12 protein-coding genes and 1 pseudogene are annotated in these 15,915 nt (G+C 71.3%); 7 read left to right on the top strand and 6 right to left on the bottom strand.

What is annotated here, in order from left to right; all coding sequences use genetic code 11:
* Positions 1-122: pseudogene (locus LCE31_RS23350) on the bottom strand (tRNA lysidine(34) synthetase TilS); the annotation flags it as partial.
* A gap of 229 nt (positions 123-351) precedes the next feature.
* On the bottom strand, positions 352-1,482 hold the full coding sequence (locus LCE31_RS23345) for a zinc-dependent metalloprotease (RefSeq protein ID WP_225017225.1): 1,131 nt from the start codon (positions 1,480-1,482) through the stop codon (positions 352-354).
* A gap of 150 nt (positions 1,483-1,632) precedes the next feature.
* On the opposite strand from LCE31_RS23345, the gene LCE31_RS23340 reads away from it, so the two are divergent.
* A complete protein-coding gene (locus LCE31_RS23340) occupies positions 1,633-2,877 on the top strand; it encodes a metal-dependent hydrolase family protein (protein ID WP_225017223.1) in 1,245 nt (414 codons plus the stop codon).
* 107 nt (positions 2,878-2,984) lie between these two features.
* Here LCE31_RS23340 and dacB read toward each other — a convergent pair whose 3' ends face one another.
* Positions 2,985-4,454, bottom strand: a complete 1,470-nt coding sequence (dacB, locus tag LCE31_RS23335) for a D-alanyl-D-alanine carboxypeptidase/D-alanyl-D-alanine endopeptidase (protein ID WP_225017221.1) — start codon at positions 4,452-4,454, stop codon at positions 2,985-2,987.
* A 156-nt stretch (positions 4,455-4,610) separates the two neighbouring features.
* On the opposite strand from dacB, the gene LCE31_RS23330 reads away from it, so the two are divergent.
* Together LCE31_RS23330 and LCE31_RS23325 are read left to right on the top strand one after the other, a co-directional pair.
* Positions 4,611-5,108, top strand: coding sequence for an inorganic diphosphatase (locus LCE31_RS23330; protein WP_225017227.1), 498 nt, complete (start codon positions 4,611-4,613; stop codon positions 5,106-5,108).
* Positions 5,109-5,473: 365 nt separating this feature from the next.
* Positions 5,474-7,111, top strand: a complete 1,638-nt coding sequence (locus LCE31_RS23325; protein WP_225017219.1) for a threonine/serine ThrE exporter family protein — start codon at positions 5,474-5,476, stop codon at positions 7,109-7,111.
* 72 nt (positions 7,112-7,183) lie between these two features.
* Here LCE31_RS23325 and LCE31_RS23320 read toward each other — a convergent pair whose 3' ends face one another.
* Positions 7,184-8,572, bottom strand: coding sequence for a DedA family protein (locus LCE31_RS23320; protein WP_225017216.1), 1,389 nt, complete (start codon positions 8,570-8,572; stop codon positions 7,184-7,186).
* A 350-nt stretch (positions 8,573-8,922) separates the two neighbouring features.
* Here LCE31_RS23320 and LCE31_RS23315 point away from each other — a divergent pair, with 350 nt between their 5' ends.
* The 3 genes from LCE31_RS23315 to LCE31_RS23305 all read left to right on the top strand — a co-directional run bounded on the left by LCE31_RS23315 (position 8,923) and on the right by LCE31_RS23305 (position 12,480).
* The gene (locus tag LCE31_RS23315) at positions 8,923-9,294 is read left to right on the top strand and encodes a YbjQ family protein (RefSeq protein ID WP_225017215.1); all 372 of its coding nucleotides are present in this window, start codon (positions 8,923-8,925) and stop codon (positions 9,292-9,294) included.
* A gap of 213 nt (positions 9,295-9,507) precedes the next feature.
* A complete protein-coding gene (locus LCE31_RS23310; protein WP_225017213.1) occupies positions 9,508-10,779 on the top strand; it encodes an ion channel protein in 1,272 nt (423 codons plus the stop codon).
* A 246-nt stretch (positions 10,780-11,025) separates the two neighbouring features.
* Positions 11,026-12,480, top strand: coding sequence for a glutamate decarboxylase (locus LCE31_RS23305; RefSeq protein ID WP_225017211.1), 1,455 nt, complete (start codon positions 11,026-11,028; stop codon positions 12,478-12,480).
* Positions 12,481-12,616: 136 nt separating this feature from the next.
* On the opposite strand, the gene LCE31_RS23300 is transcribed toward LCE31_RS23305, so the two are convergent.
* Positions 12,617-14,083: an aldehyde dehydrogenase family protein gene (locus LCE31_RS23300; protein ID WP_225017209.1), complete on the bottom strand. Its 1,467-nt coding sequence runs from the start codon at positions 14,081-14,083 to the stop codon at positions 12,617-12,619.
* Positions 14,084-14,158: 75 nt separating this feature from the next.
* Entirely contained in the window at positions 14,159-15,028 is an 870-nt protein-coding gene (locus tag LCE31_RS23295) for a helix-turn-helix domain-containing protein (protein ID WP_225017207.1), read from the bottom strand.
* Between the two features lie 318 nt (positions 15,029-15,346).
* Here LCE31_RS23295 and LCE31_RS23290 point away from each other — a divergent pair, with 318 nt between their 5' ends.
* Positions 15,347-15,886, top strand: coding sequence for an ATP-binding protein (locus LCE31_RS23290; RefSeq protein WP_225017205.1), 540 nt, complete (start codon positions 15,347-15,349; stop codon positions 15,884-15,886).
* Positions 15,887-15,915: the final 29 nt, after the last annotated feature.

Below are 15,915 nucleotides of genomic sequence, written 5' to 3'. Positions count from 1 at the left end.
CCGCCGGGGCCGCGCGCACCGGCGGCGGCAGGAGCGGCGAACGCCGAGTGGTCGGTGAGGATGTCGTGGAGAACGCGGCGGACCGCCAGGCGTATCGCCGCGACCGCAGGATGGGGACCCATGTCCGGTGCCCTTCGTGAAAATGTCTACGGGGGGAGGTGGCTCGGTCGTGTCCCGCACGGGTGGCCGGGACGGGGTTCGTCACTCAGGTTCGTCACTCAGAGTGCGACGATGGTGACAGAACCGAGCCAATACCCGAGCATCGCACGCCTAGCCAGCCCCGACGGTCCCTCGGACGGGTGATAGCTGAGGCGTGCATCTGCCGTGGGTCCGCCCGTGTGTGCCAAGCGGTCATGCCTGGTGCACGCGTGCCACCCAGTCCGCCGGCCGGGCGATCTCCGACTTCGTGGGGAGCGTGTTCGGCGACGTCCAGACGCGGTTGAACCCGTCCATGCCGACCTGGTCCACCACGGCGCGCACGAACCGCTCTCCGTCGCGGTACTGGCGCAGCTTCGCGTCCAGGCCCAGGAGCCTGCGCAGCGCCTGGTCGAGGCGGCTCGCGCCGCGCGCCCTGCGCTGCTGGAACTTCTCCCGGATCTCCGCGACGCTCGGCACGACCCGCGGGCCCACGCCGTCCATCACATAGTCCGCGTGGCCCTCAAGCAGCGACATGACGGCCGTGAGCCGGCCGAGGACCTCGCGCTGGCCGGGTGTCTGGACCAGCTCGACGATGCTCGGCGACTCGTCCTGCCCCTCGCCCTCCGCCTGGTCGGGGCGGTTGCCCGTGAGCGACTGGGCGGCCTCGCGCAGGCGCTCGAGCACCGTCGCCGGGTCGACGTCGGTCTCGCTGAGGAAGGACTGGATCTCGCCCTGGAGGTGGTCCTTCAGCCAGGGCACGCCGGTGAACTGGGTGCGGTGCGTCTCCTCGTGCAGCGTCACCCAGAGCCGGAAGTCGTGCGGCTCGACGTCCAGTTCGCGCTCGACGTGCACGATGTTCGGCGCGACGAGCAGCAGCCGCCCGCCGCCCTGCCCGCCCGCGGGCAGGTCACGGCCGGCCGGCGCGAACGTCTCGTACTGGCCGAGGACGCGCGAGGCCATGAACGACAGCAGCATCCCCAGCTCGACGCCCGTGACCTTGCCGCCGACGGCGCCGAAGACCGCGCCGCCCGGAGTGCCCGCGCGGCGCTCCTGGACCTTCTCGAAGAGGGGCTTGAGCAGCTCGCGGAAGCCCTCCACATTGGCCTTCACCCAGCCGGGCCTGTCCACCACGAGCACGGGCGTGTCGGCGGGCGCGTGGCCGTCCGGGACCATCCGCGTATACCCGCGGACGTGCTCCTCGGCCGCCTTCGCGTGCCGCCGCAGCTCGGCGACGATCTCCCGCGCCTCGTCCCTGCTCACCTCGGGCCCGGGCCGCATGAGGCGGGTCGCGGTAGCCACCGCGAGATTCCAGTCGACCATCTCGGCACCACCGATGCTCGTCATGTGTCAACCGTACGTGGTGGAGTCCGCGTGCGGTGGAGTTCGGCTGCCCGGATTCACCCCTGACATCCGTCCCTGAGATCGTCTACGGGAGACGGCTCCCGCGCCGCGGGCGCGGAGGGCGAACAACCGGAAGAGTGAGGTGGTCGCGCCATGGCCCGTACGGTCTTCGGCGGAGGTCAGGTCTTCGACGGGTCGGGCAGCGCACCGGCGGCGGGCGACGTGGCGGTGGAGGACGGCCGGGTGGTCGAGGTCGGCCCCGGCCTCGAAGGCGACGAGCGGATCGACTGCTCGGGCCGCACCGTACTGCCGGGCCTCATCGACTCCCACGTGCACATCATGTCGAGCGACCTGAACCTCGCGAACCGCTTCCTCACCCCGTTCTCGTACGCCTTCTACCAGGCGGCGCGGAATCTGCGGCGGACTCTCGCGCTCGGCATCACCACCGTGCGCGACGCGGGCGGCGCGGACCTCGGGGTCAAGCAGGCCGTAGAGAACGGGCTGGTCCAGGGGCCCAGGATGCAGATCTCCGTCAACATCATCAGCACCACGGGCGGGCACGGCGACCACTGGCTGCCGTCCGGCCTGTCCGCGCCGATCTTCGGCGCGCACCCCGGCCGTCCCGAGACCGTCGTCGACGGCCCCGACGAGATGCGCAAGGCGGCGCGGACCCTGCTGCGGGCGGGCGCCGAGGTACTGAAGGTCTGTACGACCGGTGGGGTGATCTCCCCCGGCGACGACCCCAGGCACGCCCAGTTCACGCCGGAGGAACTGGCGGTGCTGGTCACCGAGGCGCGCATGCAGGGCCGCTACGTGATGGCGCACGCACAGGGCACGGACGGCATCAAGAACGCGGTCCGCGCGGGCGTCCGCTCCGTCGAGCACGGCATCTATCTGGACGACGAGGCGATCGAGCTGATGCTCGAACACGGCACCTGGCTGGTGCCGACGCTCCTCGCGCCGGTCAGCGTGCTGCGCGCGGTGGAGCACGGCATGGCGCTGCCTGAGGCCGTCGTACGCAAGACGAGGGAGGTCATCGAGGCCCACACCGAGTCGGTGAGCCGCGCCATCGAGGCCGGTGTGCGGATCGCGATGGGCACGGACAGCGGGATCGGCCCGCACGGCACCAACCTGGAGGAGCTCCCGCTGCTGGCCGGGGCGGGCCTCAGCGTGCCGGGGGTCCTCGCGGCGACCACCTCGTCGGCGGCGGAACTGCTGGGCCTCGGCGACGAGCTGGGCCGCCTGGCGCCCGGCTACCGCGCGGACCTGGTCCTGGTCGACGGCACCGTGACCGAGCCGTCCGACCTGGCCGCCCTGGCGTCCCGGGTGCGCGGCGTCTGGCGCGACGGGGTGCGGGTGGTCGACGCGATGGGCACGGTGGCCCCGGCGGCGGCCTGACGCGCCCGCGCGGACACGGTGGCGGCCCGGCGGCCGGTGTGCCCGCCCGGCGGGAGGCCACGGACCGCGGCGGACCGGTTCCGCTACGGCAGGAGCGCGGTCAACTGCTACGGCAGGAGCGCGGTCGAGGCCTGGTCCAGGGCGGCTTCGGCCTCGGTGGGGGACGCCGTCGCGCCCGCCATGAAGGCAAAGGCCAGCAGCCGGCCGTTGGCGTCCACGACCGTGCCCGCCAGGGTGTTCACGCCGGTGAGGGTGCCGGTCTTGGCCCGGATCAGACCGTCCGCGGTGCCGTCGCCCCGGCCGGCGTAGCGGTCGAGCAGCGTGCCGGTGAAACCCGCGATGGGCAGGCCGGTCAGCACCGGGCGCAGCTCCGGGTGGTCCGGGTCGCTGTCGCGCGTGAGGATCGAGGTCAGCAGTCCCGCGGTGACCTTGTCCTTGCGGTTGAGCCCGCTGCCGTCGGTGAACACCGTGCCGGTCAGCGGCATGCCGAGCTTGGCGAGCTGTGCCTTCACCGCCTTGGCGCCACCGGCGAAGCTCGCGGGCCGGTGCTCCGCGAGGGCGGTCTGCCGGGCCATGGCCTCGGCGATGTCGTTGTCGCTCTCGGTCAGCGCGCGCTCGATGAGGTCGGAGACGGGCGCCGAGTACGACACGGCCAGGCGGTGCGCGTCCTTCGGCGCCTTCGCGGGCGCCGCCGCCTTGGTGGCGGTGATGCCCCGCGCGCGCAGCTGCCGCGCGAACTCCTTGGCCGTGTCGCCCGCCGGGTCGCCGCTGCGGGGGGCCGGCCCGCTGGTGGTGCTGTTGAGGCGGCCCTCGTTGAGCGTGAGGGCGACGACGGGCGCGATGTTGTCGTTGGGGCCGATCGGGTGCCGGCGCGGACCCGAGTAGAGCGAGACGTCGTAGCCGAGCGCGACCTTGCGGACGCCCTTGGCCTTCAGGGCGCGCGCGGTGTCGTCGGCGAGCTTCCCGAGCGCCTTCTTGTCGAGGCTGGGGTCGCCGCCGCCGACGAGGGTGATCTTCTTGACGTCGCCGCCGCCGGACCCGACCACCGTCGTGGGGATGCGGTGGTCGGCCCCCACGGCCGAGAGCGCCGCCGTCATCGTCGCCAGCTTCACGGTGGACGCCGGGGTCATGGGGTGCGTCGCGTTCTTCCCGTACAACTGCCTGCCGGTCTCGACGTCCACGACGGAACCGGCCGTCACCTTGCCGAGCGCGTGGGCCGACAGCAGCGGACCGAGGGTCTTCCCGAGGTTCATCGGCGCTTCGCCCGCCTCGGCGCGGGTGCCGGTGTGCGCGTGTCCCGCCGCGCCCGTGCCGTCGGCGGTTCCGCCCTGGTCGGTGTCGTCCGCGTCCCCGCCGATGGCCGTCAGGACGGGCCCCGCGCTGGGGGCGGGCCGGGGCGCGGGGCCGGGTGCGCCGTGATGTGCGCCACCCGTACGGTCCTGCCCGGCCGCCCAGGCCCGTTCGGCCTTACGCTGACCGTTGTCCCAGGGACCGGCGACCGCGACGGCGCCCGCGGCGACGAGCAGGCCGAGGACGGCGGAACCCGCCGTGACCTGCCAGGCTTTCTGATCGAGCACGGCTGACCAGCCCCTTTCGCGATCACATGACCTCGTGGGGGACACTTAATCACCGCGCCACGCGGCGCGCCCCTCCACCCTGCCCGGGTGGTGGACGCACAGCGCCACGCGGGGCACCACTCACAACAACATGTGCTGATCTTGGAGGAACCACCCGTGGAGTTCGACGTCACCATCGAGATCCCCAAGGGATCGCGGAACAAGTACGAGGTGGACCACGAGACCGGCCGTATCCGCCTCGACCGTCGTCTCTTCACCTCGACCAGCTACCCGGCCGACTACGGCTTCGTGGAGAACACCCTCGGCGCCGACGGCGACCCGCTGGACGCCCTGGTCCTCCTGGACGACCCGACGTTCCCCGGCTGCCTGATCAAGTGCCGCACCATCGGGATGTTCCGCATGACGGACGAGGCCGGCGGCGACGACAAGCTGCTGTGCGTCCCGGCGCAGGACCCGCGCGTGGAGCACCTGCGCGACATCCACCACGTCTCCGAGTTCGACCGCCTGGAGATCCAGCACTTCTTCGAGGTCTACAAGGACCTGGAGCCCGGCAAGTCCGTCGAGGGCGCCGACTGGGTGGGCCGCGCCGAGGCGGAGGCCGAGATCGAGGCGTCCCGCAAGCGCCTTGAGGCGCAGGGCGGCTCGCACCACTGACCTCCCCGGCCGGCCGGTGCCCCTGGCCGGCCCGCCGGCCGGTCCGTTCCGCGTACGCGCCACGACCGGCGTAGGCGCCAGGACCGGTGTACGGCGGTGACCGGCGAGCAGCGGCGTACGGCGTTGACCGGCGAGCAGCGCTGACCGGCGTGCGGCGGCGGTCGCGCGCCGGGGCACGCGGCGCGTGTCCCGCAGCGGCCGGAGCACGCCGGTGAGTACCACCCCGAACGGGCGGCACGCCTGAGCACGGCGCGCCGCCCGTTCGCGTGCCCCGCGCCCGTTCTCGGCGTGTCCGAAGCCATGTCCGTGGCCATACTGGGCAGACGCGGCAGGAGGCCGTGCGAGCAAGGAACGAGGCGTGACGAGTGGCCGAGTCTGACGGTCCCGAGGACAGGAAGCCTCCCTCGGACGAGGCGCACAGCGCCTTCACCCCGCCGCTCGGGGTACCACAGCCGCCGGAACCCGAGGACGAGCACCCGACCTCGGAGTTCGCGGTGCCCGAGGGCGTGTCCACGGAAGTGCCCGCGCCCCCGCCGTCGTACGTCCAGACCTCGAACCTGCCCGCGTTCACCCCGGCCGAGGGCGTGCCCGTCCTGCGGCTCACCAAGGAGACGCCCTGGCAGGACCGGATGCGCACCCTGCTGCGCATGCCGGTCGGCGACCGGCCGCTGCCCGAGATCGTGCAGCGGCACGACGTCACGGGACCCGCCGTGCCCCGCGTGCTCGACCTGACGCTGCGCATCGGCGAACTGCTGCTGGCGGGCGGCGAGGGCGCCGAGGACGTCGAGGCGGCGATGTTCGCCGTGAGCCACGCGTACGGCCTGGAGCGCTGCGAGCCGAACGTCACCTTCACCCTCATCTCGATCTCCCACCAGCCGTCGCTGGTGGAGGACCCGGTGACCGCGAGCCGGGTGGTCCGGCGGCGCGGCACCGACTACACGCGCCTGTCGGCCGTGTTCGACCTCGTCGACGACATCACGAACGAGGACGAGGACGTCACGCTGGAGGAGGCCTACCGGCGCCTCGCCGCGATCCGCCGCAACCGCCACCCCTACCCGGGCTGGGCGCTGACCACCGCGAGCGGCGTGCTCGCCGGGTCGGCCGCCGTGCTCGTCGGCGGCGACTTCGTGGTCTTCCTCGCGGCACTGATCGGCGCGATGCTCGGCGACCGGCTGGCCTGGCTGTGTGCGGGGCGCGGGCTGCCGGAGTTCTACCAGTTCGTCGTGGCCGCGATGCCGCCGGCCGCGATGGGCGTCGCGCTGACGGTGGCGGGCTCGGAGCTCGCCTGGAACGGCCAGCCGTCCGCCGTGATCACCGGTGGGCTGTTCGCCCTGCTGCCGGGGCGGGCGCTGGTCGCGGGCGTGCAGGACGGCCTGACGGGCTACTACATCACGGCGGCGGCGCGGCTGCTCGAAGTCATGTACTTCTTCATCGCGATCGTCATCGGCGTGCTGATCGTGCTCTACCTGGGCTTCCAGCTGGACGCCCCGCTGAACCCGGACAGCACGCCGGTCGCCGGGGGGCGGCCGGTGGTCCAGATCGTGGTCTCGGTCTCGCTGAGCCTGGCGTTCGCGGTTCTCCTGCAACAGGAGCGGCGGACGGTGCTGATGGTGTCGCTGAACGGTGGTGTCGCCTGGGTGGTCTACGGGGCGATGCACCACACGGCGGGCATCTCCCCTGTCGCGTCGACGGCGGTCGCGGCCGGGGTCGTGGGCCTCTTCGGGCAGCTGTTCTCGCGCTACCAGTTCTCCAGCTCGCTGCCGTACGTGACGGCCGCGATCGGACCGCTGCTGCCGGGTTCCGCGACGTACTTCGGACTGCTCGGCATCGCGCAGAACCATCTGGACCGTGGCCTCGCCTCGCTGTCGAAGGCGGTCGCGCTCGCGCTGGCGATCGCGGTCGGCGTGAACCTCGGGGGCGAGATCTCCCGGCTGTTCCTCAAGGCGCCGGGCGCCACGCGCGGCTCGGCACGGCGCGCGGCCAAGCGGACGCGCGGCTTCTGACCCGGCCGCCACCGGGGCGACCGCCCCGCTCTTCCCCCGGGCCGCCCGCGTGCGGCCCTCGGGCGCGCTCGGTCAGTAGCGCCGCTGGTCGCGGGGGTCCGTGCCGTCGGGCTCGGTCCCGGCGTCGGGGTGCGCCGGGCGCTGGGAGTACTGCGGCTGCTGAGGCGCCTGGGCCCCCGGGGCCTGAGCGTTCTGCGCGGGGTAGCCGTAGGGCTGCTGCTCGGGCTGCGACTGCTGGTACTGCTGCTGGTAAGGCGCCTGCTGCGGTTGCTGATACTGCTGCGGCTGCTGCGGCTGCTGGTATTGGCCGCCCTGCTGCTGGGGCTGCTGGGGCTGCTGGCCCTGGGGATAGCCGTACGGCTGCTGGTACTGCTGCTGTTCCTGGGAGTAGCCGTAGGGCTGCTGCTGGTATTGCTGCTGCTGATACGGGTGGGGCTGCTGCGCCGGTGCCTGCTGCTGGTACTGCTGGGGGTTCTGCTGTCCCTGCGGGTGGCCGTACGCGCCGTTCCCGTACCCGTACCCGTACTGCTGCTGTCCCTGGTTCTGCTGGTGCCCCGGGTACTGCTGCTGCCCGTGGCTCTGCTGCTGTCCCTGGTTCTGCTGCGTCTGTTGAGTCCTCTGGTCCTGCTGAGCCTGGGGGTACGAGTCGTACCGCTGCTGGGGCTGCTGCTGCGGAGAGGCGGCGGGCGCGGGTGCGGGGCGCTCCGACGCGGCGTCCGCGGACGGTTCGGAGAGTTCGGAGAGCGCGGGCATGGGCATGGTCGACGTCGGGTCGCCCGGCTGCTGCGCCGTCGGGCGCGGCCCCTCGGGCCCCGCCGACGGCGACTGCGCGCCCTCCTTCGCGGCCTTGCGCCGGGCGCGCAGGTACTCGATGGCGATCGGGATGACGGAGACCAGCACGATCGCCACGAGAATCAGCTCGATGTGCGCGTGCACGAACGCGACCTTGCCCAGCACCGCGCCGAGCACCGCGACGCCGATGCCCCAGAGGCCGCCGCCGATCACGTTGTAGATCAGGAAGGAGCGGTACTCCATGCGGCTGACGCCCGCGATGATCGGCGTGAACGTCCGCACGATGGGCACGAAGCGCGCGAGCACCAGCGACTTCGGGCCGTGCTTCTCGAAGAAGGCGTGCGCCTTCTCCACGTTCTCCTGCTTGAAGAGCCTGGAGTCCGGGCGGTTGAACAGGGACGGCCCGACCTTGCGGCCGAAGAGGAAGCCCACCTGGTCGCCGAGTGCCGCCGCGAACCACACCAGCAGGCACAGCAGCCACAGCGGGGTGCCGAGCTTGCCCGTGGTGACCAGAAGTCCCGCCGTGAACAGCAGCGAGTCGCCCGGCAGGAAGAATCCGATGAGCAGGCCCGACTCGGCGAAGATGACGATCAGGAGACCGATCACGCCGAAGGTCGAGATCAGATGGTCCGGATCCAACCAGCTGGGTCCGAGAGCGAGGGTGGTCACGGGTTCCGGACTCCTGAGTCGGTAGTCGGTCAAACGTCGACTGGCGATCCTGCGTACCGGTCCTTGGTACGTACCGGTCCTTGGCAGGGGCCGCCTGTGACGATTCACCGTACGGGCTCCGCGCTGCACGCGTTTTCGAGCCTCTGGGCGGCCCCAAGCTATCAACGCCCGCGTCCGGCCCGTGGTTCCACCCACGGGAGAGGGGCACGCGCTGGTACGAAGAGCGGGTGCACGGCGCCGGGGAGCACGGCGCCGGACACCGGACCAGGCAATCCATGGCAAATCTACACAGATCCACAGAATGTCACACAAGCTCGGCAGCAGCAGTACAGGAGAGAGGGAAGAGTCGCATGGCCATCGAGGACTACAGCGGCGGACTCAGCCGCGACGCCGACGTCATCGTCGTCACCACGAACGACGTGCCCGGTTACGAGGTGCGGGAGGTGATCGGGGAGATCTTCGGTCTCACGGTGCGCTCACGTCACGTGGGCTCACAGATCGGCGCGGGGCTGAAGTCCATGGTGGGCGGCGAGCTCAGGGGCCTGACCAAGACGCTGGTCAGCACCCGGAACCAGGCGATGGAGCGGCTGATCGAGGCGGCGCGGGCGCGTGGCGCGAACGCGGTGCTGATGATGCGCTTCGACGTCACGGACGCGGCGCAGGTCGGTACGGAGGTCTGCGCGTACGGGACGGCGGCAGTGGTGTCCAAGACCGGGTCCTGAGGTCCCGGCCCGCGGGCCGGGATCGGTCCGGCCCGCGATCCGCACGCACGCGACCGGCCCGCGGGCCGGCGGCTACGGATGCGGCGGATGCGACGGATGCGACGGATGCCGATGCGGCGGATGCGGCGGCGGTCCTCCACCCGCCGCCGCGTCCGCCGGGGTTGATGATTTTAGTCCGGGTCTGATGCCTTTTCCTCCCTTACGGTGTGGCGCGTGGCCACCGACTCGCCGTCCCCGCGCGCCCTGCTCCCCGTTGTGGCGCCCTCGCTCGTCGTCGGAGTGCTCGCGGGCCTCGTCCTGCTCGGGGTCAGCGCCCTCGCCGAGCGGTTCGAGCACGTGCTGTGGACCTCGCTGCCCGGCGCGCTCGGGATCGGCCGGTACTCCGTCGCCTGGATGCTCGTGATGCTGACCGCGACCGGGCTCGCGGTCGGTCTCGCCGTACGGTTCGCCCCCGGCCACGCGGGGCCGGACCCGGCCACCACCGGACTCGTCGACCCGCCGCTCGCGCCCCGCGTCCTGCCCGGCCTGCTGCTGACGACCGTCCTCGCGCTGGCGGGCGGCGTGAGTCTCGGCCCGGAGAACCCGATCACCGCCACGAACATCGCGCTCGCCCACCGGCTCGGGCGCAGGGTGGCGCCGCGCGTGCCCGAGGGGCTGTGGCTCTCGCTCGCGGTCGCGGGCACGGTGGGCGCCCTGTTCGGCACGCCGGTCGCCGCCGCGCTGATCCTCACCGAGACCATCGCGGCGCGTCCCGGGCCGGGCCCTCTGTGGAGCAAGCTGTTCGGCCCGCTCATCGCGGGCGGCGCGGGCGCGCTCACCACGAACCTGATCGCGAGGCCCAGCTTCGACCTGGACCTGCCGCCCTTCCACCACCCCGGCTGGAGCGACCTGCTCACCGCGGTCGTGGTGGCGTCGGCGGGCGCCGTCCTCGGGATGGCCGCCGTGTACGCGCTCCCGCACGCGCACGCGGCCTTCCAGCTGCTGCCCGGCGGGTCCTCCTGGCGGCCGGTGGTCGCCCTCGGCACGGGCGGCCTGCTGCTCGGGCTGCTGGGCGCGCTCGGCGGCCACCTCACACTGTTCAAGGGCCTGGACGAGGTCAGGACGCTCGCGAACGATCCGAACGGCTGGTCGGCGGGCACGTTCGCGCTGATGGCCGCCGTGAAACTGGCGGCCGTCGTGATCGCCACCGCGGGCGGCTTCCGGGGCGGGCGCATCTTCCCCGCGATCTTCGCGGGCGTCTCGCTCGGGCTGTGCGCGCACGCGCTCGTCGGGCAGGTCGACGTGACGCTCGGCGTGGTCTGCGCGGTGCTCGGCGTCCTGCTCGCGGTGACCCGGCAGGGCTGGCTCAGCCTGTTCACGGCGGCGGTGCTGGCGGCGGACACCGAGGTGCTGCCGCTGCTGTGCGTCGCGACGCTCCCCGCCTGGCTGCTGGTGACGGGCCGGCCGCTGATGCAACTGGCGGAGGACGGCTCCGTACAGCGGTGAGCGGTGAGCGGTGCGGGGTCAGTGGTGCACGGTGAGCGGCGGTGAACGGCGCGGGGTGGCCGAAACCCGGGAGCGTCACGCGCGAGCGGGACCGGCCCGCGTTCGTATGCTCGCCCCGTACCGCGTACCCGTACGAACGCGCATACGCGTATACCCGTACGTACCGGCACCGCGCCCCGACCCGTCCCCGCACCCGGACCGCATCCGGACCACCAGCACGCCGAACCCAGCCGAGGAGAGCCGCAGATGTCTCTGCACCAGGGCAACGACCGTACCCAGGAAGCCAGTCGCGCCGACCGCACCGGGCGGGAGGACTCCGACGAGATCAGGCGGCTGTCGCTGAATCCCTTCTACGGGGAGGCCGACCCCGTCAGCGCGATGAACTCGGCGCCGCCCGCGCACCGGTTGCCGGACGGCCCGATGCCGCCCGCGACCGCCTACCAGCTGGTGCACGACGAGTTGATGCTCGACGGCAACTCGCGGCTCAACCTCGCCACGTTCGTCACCACCTGGATGGAGCCCCAGGCGGACATCCTGATGAGCGAGTGCCGCGACAAGAACATGATCGACAAGGACGAGTACCCGCGCACCGCGGAGTTGGAACGGCGCTGCGTGATGATGCTCGCGGACCTGTGGCACGCGCCCGATGCCCAGGCCGCGGTGGGGTGTTCCACCACCGGGTCGAGCGAGGCGTGCATGCTCGCGGGGATGGCGCTCAAGCGGAGGTGGGCCAAGCGCAACGCCGACCGGTACCCGGCCACCGCGCGGCCCAATCTGGTGATGGGCATCAACGTGCAGGTCTGCTGGGAGAAGTTCTGCGACTTCTGGGAGGTGGAGATGCGCCAAGTACCCATGGAGGGCGACCGGTTCCACCTCGATCCGGAGGCCGCGGCGGCGCTGTGCGACGAGAACACGATCGGCGTGGTGGCGGTGCTCGGGTCGACCTTCGACGGGTCGTACGAGCCGGTGGCCGAGGTGTGCGCGGCGCTGGACGCCCTCCAGGAACGCACCGGCTTCGACATCCCCGTCCACGTCGACGGCGCGTCCGGCGGGATGATCGCGCCGTTCCTCGACGAGGACCTGGTCTGGGACTTCCGGCTGCCCCGGGTCGCGTCCATCAACACATCGGGCCACAAGTACGGTCTCGTCTACCCGGGGGTCGGCTGGGCGCTGTGGCGGTCGGCCGAGGAGCTGCCGGAGGAGCTCGTGTTCCGGGTGAACTACCTGGGCGGGGACATGCCGACGTTCGCGCTGAACTTCTCCCGGCCCGGCGCGCAGGTCGTCGCGCAGTACTACACGTTCCTGCGGCTCGGCAGGGACGGGTTCCGCGCCGTGCAGCAGACGTCGCGGGACATCGCGACGGGCCTCGCGCGGCGCATCGACGAGTTCGGCGACTTCCGGGTGCTGACGAACGGCGGCGAACTGCCGGTGTTCGCCTTCACCACGGCCGACCACGTCACGAACTTCGACGTGTTCGACGTGTCGCGGCGGCTGCGGGAGCGCGGCTGGCTGGTGCCCGCGTACACCTTCCCGAAGAACCGGGAGGACCTGGCGGTGCTGCGCGTGGTGTGCCGCAACGGCTTCTCCGCCGACCTGGGCGAGCTCCTGATCGGCGACCTGGAGCGGCTGCTGCCCGAACTGCGGCGCCAGGAACACCCGTTGGACCGCGACCAGGCGGTGGCGACCGCGTTCCACCACTGACCCGCCGTCGGCGGCCCGGGAACATCCCGTACGGGCTCCGCGGTGCGGCCACGCACGGAACTCGCGCGTGTGCCGCATCCGCGGGCCGTCCGTGGCGCGCGGAGCCCGCGCCGGCGCGGCAGCGGGCAGGCACCGGCTAGAGCGGGACGTCGGGCATGTCGCTCCTTATCGAGACCCACTGCTCCGTGGAGAACAGGTCTATGGCGTGCCTGCCGTTGAGCCGGCCGAGCCCGGAGCGGCCGTCACCGCCGAACATGACCGTGACGTCCTGGAGGTTGGTGGTGCTGTTGACGTGCACCATCCCCGCTCCTATCCGGCGCGCGACCCGGGCGCCGCGCTCCAGGTCGGGGGTGTGCACGGCGGCGGTGAGGCCGTAGGGCGTGTCGTTGGCCAGGCGGATGCCGTCCTCCTCGCCGTCGAACGTGGCGAGGAGCGCGATGGGTCCGAAGATCTCCTGGCGCATTATCGGCGAATCGTCCGGCAGGCCGGTGAGCACCGTCGGCTCCACGAAGTTGCCGTACGAGGCGCCGTGGACCAGTGCGGTCGCCCCCTCGTCCATGGCCTGTTTGATTATCGTCTGCATGGCCTCGACATGGAGGGAGTTGATCAGCGGCCCGATATGGGTCCCCGGGTCCCTCGGGTCGCCGATCTTCAGCCCGCGCACGGCCGCGACGAACTTCTCGGTGAACTCCTCCGCCACCACGCGGTCGACGAGAATCCTGTTGGCCGCCATGCAGACCTGGCCCTGGAAGACGAACCGGCTGCTGACGGCGGCCCGTACGGCGTAGTCGAGGCGCTCGCCCCGTACGTCGTCCAGCACCATGAACGCGGCGTTGTTGCTGAGCTGGAGTACCGCGCGCTTCAGGTTCCTCGCCGCGATCTCGGCGACATGGCGGCCGACCTCGTCCGAGCCGGAGAAGGAGATCACCCGGGGGACGGGGTGCTCGATGAGCGCGTCCCCGATCTCCGCGATGTCCGTCACCAGCACGTTGAGCACGCCGGGGGGCAGCCCGGCCTCCTGAAGGACCTTCGCGACCAGGCCGCCGCCGGAGACCGGGGAGTTCTGGTTCGGCTTGAGCACCACCGCGTTGCCGAGTGCGAGCGCGGGAGCGACCGACATCATCGCCGTGGCCAGGGGGAAGTTGTACGGGCTGATGACGGTGACGACCCCGATCGGCCTGCGGAACACGCGGTTCTGCCGGCCGGGTTCCGGGGAGGGCGAGGTCCTGACCTCCTCCACCACCGTGGTGAGCATCGCCTGCTGGAGGTGCTCGATGGCCGAGGCCAGCTCGATCTCCGACTTGGCCCGGTTGCCGCCCAGTTCGTCGGTGATGACTTCGGCGAATTCGACGGCGTGTGCCTCGATCACCGCCACCGCGCGCTCGAACACCCGCCTGCGTTCCCGCGGATCGGTTTCCGCCCAGCCGGGCTGCGCGCGGGCGGCGGCCTCATAGGCGGCGTCCACCTCTTTCACCGTGGCGACGGTGATCGCGGCGAGCTTCTCACCGTTGTACGGGTTGAAATCGATGATGTCCCAGGAACCGCTTCCGGCTCGCCACTCTCCGTCGACGAACTGATGGCCCAGTTCGGTGAAGTAGGACATGTGATCCCTTTGCTGTCTGTCAGGGCAGTCGCTGTGGGGTTCGGGCTCCTGAGTGGGCCTCATAGTACTGACGTGTCAGTACAGTTGGCGCAATTCGCGAAGCTGATCACGGCTCTCGTCCGGGCCCGGGCAGTCGCTGATCAGAGAATCCATGACGGCCGTGTACTGGCCGACCTCTTGGGCCTTGTCCATGTAGAGCGCGCTGGTCAGATGTTCCGTATAGACGATGTCCGAGAGATCGGATTCCGGGAACGTCAGTACGGAGAATGCACCGGTGTCCGCGGTATGACCGCTGTAGTCGAACGGCATCACCTGGATGGTGACGTTCGGGCGTTCGGACATCTCTATGAGGTGTTCCAACTGGGCCCGCATCACCTCGTCTCCCCCGTACGAGCGATGCAGCGCGCCCTCGTCGAGTACGGCGTGCAGCGTCGGCGGATGCTCGGAGACCAGCTTCTTCTGCCGCTCCAGGCGCAGGGCCACCTTGCTGTCGATGTCCTCGCGCTTGCTCTCCGGGTCCCGCACGCCGCGGGTGACGACGGCCTGTGCGTACGCCTCCGTCTGCAGCAGCCCGTGCACGAATTGCACCTCGAACACCTTGATCTCGGAAGCGGCCGCCTCCAGACCGACGTAGTTCGGGAACCAGTTCGGCACGACACCGTTGAAACTGTGCCACCAGCCCGCCGTGTTGGCCTCTTTCGCGAGGCCCAGCAGGCCGGTGCGCTCACGCTCGTCCGTGACCCCGTACAGCGTCAGCAGATCCTCGATGTCGCGGGTCTTGAAGCTGACCCGCCCCAACTCCATCCGGCTGATCTTCGATTCGGACGCGCGGATCGAGTACCCGGCGGCCTCGCGCGAAATTCCGCGCGCCTCGCGCAGCCGCCTCAACTGCGAGCCGAGCAAGATGCGTCGCACCACGGAACCGCCAGATTCGGTTGCGGTCACGTTGCCAACCCTCCCCATCCCGTTCAGTCCGGCGGAGCACCCCCCGACCCCGACTGCCGGATTCTGCCATCAAAACGCTTCGGCGCGTACTCGGGTGGTTACGGAAAGAGCAATCCTTGTGGAAATGATCCCCCTCACGGTCCCAATAAAGGTGACGTAAGTGCTCATATCGGGCGACAACGGCCATGTGCACGTGCATCTGCCCTTGCATCCACCGTCCGCATTGGGAACGATGTCTGGCGCAGACCTCTGCGCTCGTACCACGTGTGCCCGTGTCATCGCAGTGTTGCCACGGCCGCCGAATCCCGGGAGCCTCGCATGGGGACGAATGGATCGACCGTGCTCGCGCCGTTACGGCAGGGCCTTCCCCCGATCGACCCTTCCGGCGCGGCCGGAGCCGCCTCGTGCTCGCTGCCCCCGCGCTACGAAGCCGTGCGCTCGGCGCGGGAGTTCACCCGTACGACACTCGGGCAGTGGGAGCTTGACGAGCGGTTCGACGATGTCGCCCTCGTCGTCTCGGAGCTCGTCACCAACGCCCTGCGGCACGCCGTGCCGGACGTGGCGCCCGCCGGCCAGGACCGCCCGGTGCGGCTCCACTTGATGCGGTGGAACACCCGGCTGGTCTGCGCGGTGCGCGACCCGAGCCGGATCAGCCCGGAGACACGCGAGTCGGACGACGAGTACGCGGCCGAGTCGGGGCGCGGACTCTTCCTCGTGGAATCCTTCAGCGACACCTGGGGCTGGCATCCGCTCGCCGGGACGCTCAGCGGCAAGGTGGTCTGGGCCGTCTTCCTCCTGCGCACCCCCGAGGTACCGGCGGGCGCGCTGCCCGGCCCGGCACTCCCCGCGGAGGACTGAGGCCGCGGCCGCCACCGCCCCTCCCCTGC

This window comes from Streptomyces sp. 8L (genome assembly GCF_020176795.1).
Taxonomy (GTDB): Bacteria; Actinomycetota; Actinomycetes; order Streptomycetales; family Streptomycetaceae; genus Streptomyces.
Note: the sequence above shows the minus strand (reverse complement) of the source record. Positions and strands in the feature narration are given on the sequence as shown.

What these genes read in the sequence shown, in the direction of transcription:
- LCE31_RS23345 (WP_225017225.1), bottom strand. Translation starts at nt 1,482, where the DNA reads ATGACGAGCATCGGTGGTGCCGAGATGGTCGACTGGAATCTCGCGGTG.
- LCE31_RS23340 (WP_225017223.1), top strand. Translation starts at nt 1,633, where the DNA reads ATGGCCCGTACGGTCTTCGGCGGAGGTCAGGTCTTCGACGGGTCGGGC.
- LCE31_RS23315 (WP_225017215.1), top strand. Translation starts at nt 8,923, where the DNA reads ATGGCCATCGAGGACTACAGCGGCGGACTCAGCCGCGACGCCGACGTC.
- LCE31_RS23305 (WP_225017211.1), top strand. Translation starts at nt 11,026, where the DNA reads ATGTCTCTGCACCAGGGCAACGACCGTACCCAGGAAGCCAGTCGCGCC.
- LCE31_RS23300 (WP_225017209.1), bottom strand. Translation starts at nt 14,083, where the DNA reads ATGTCCTACTTCACCGAACTGGGCCATCAGTTCGTCGACGGAGAGTGG.
- LCE31_RS23290 (WP_225017205.1), top strand. Translation starts at nt 15,347, where the DNA reads ATGGGGACGAATGGATCGACCGTGCTCGCGCCGTTACGGCAGGGCCTT.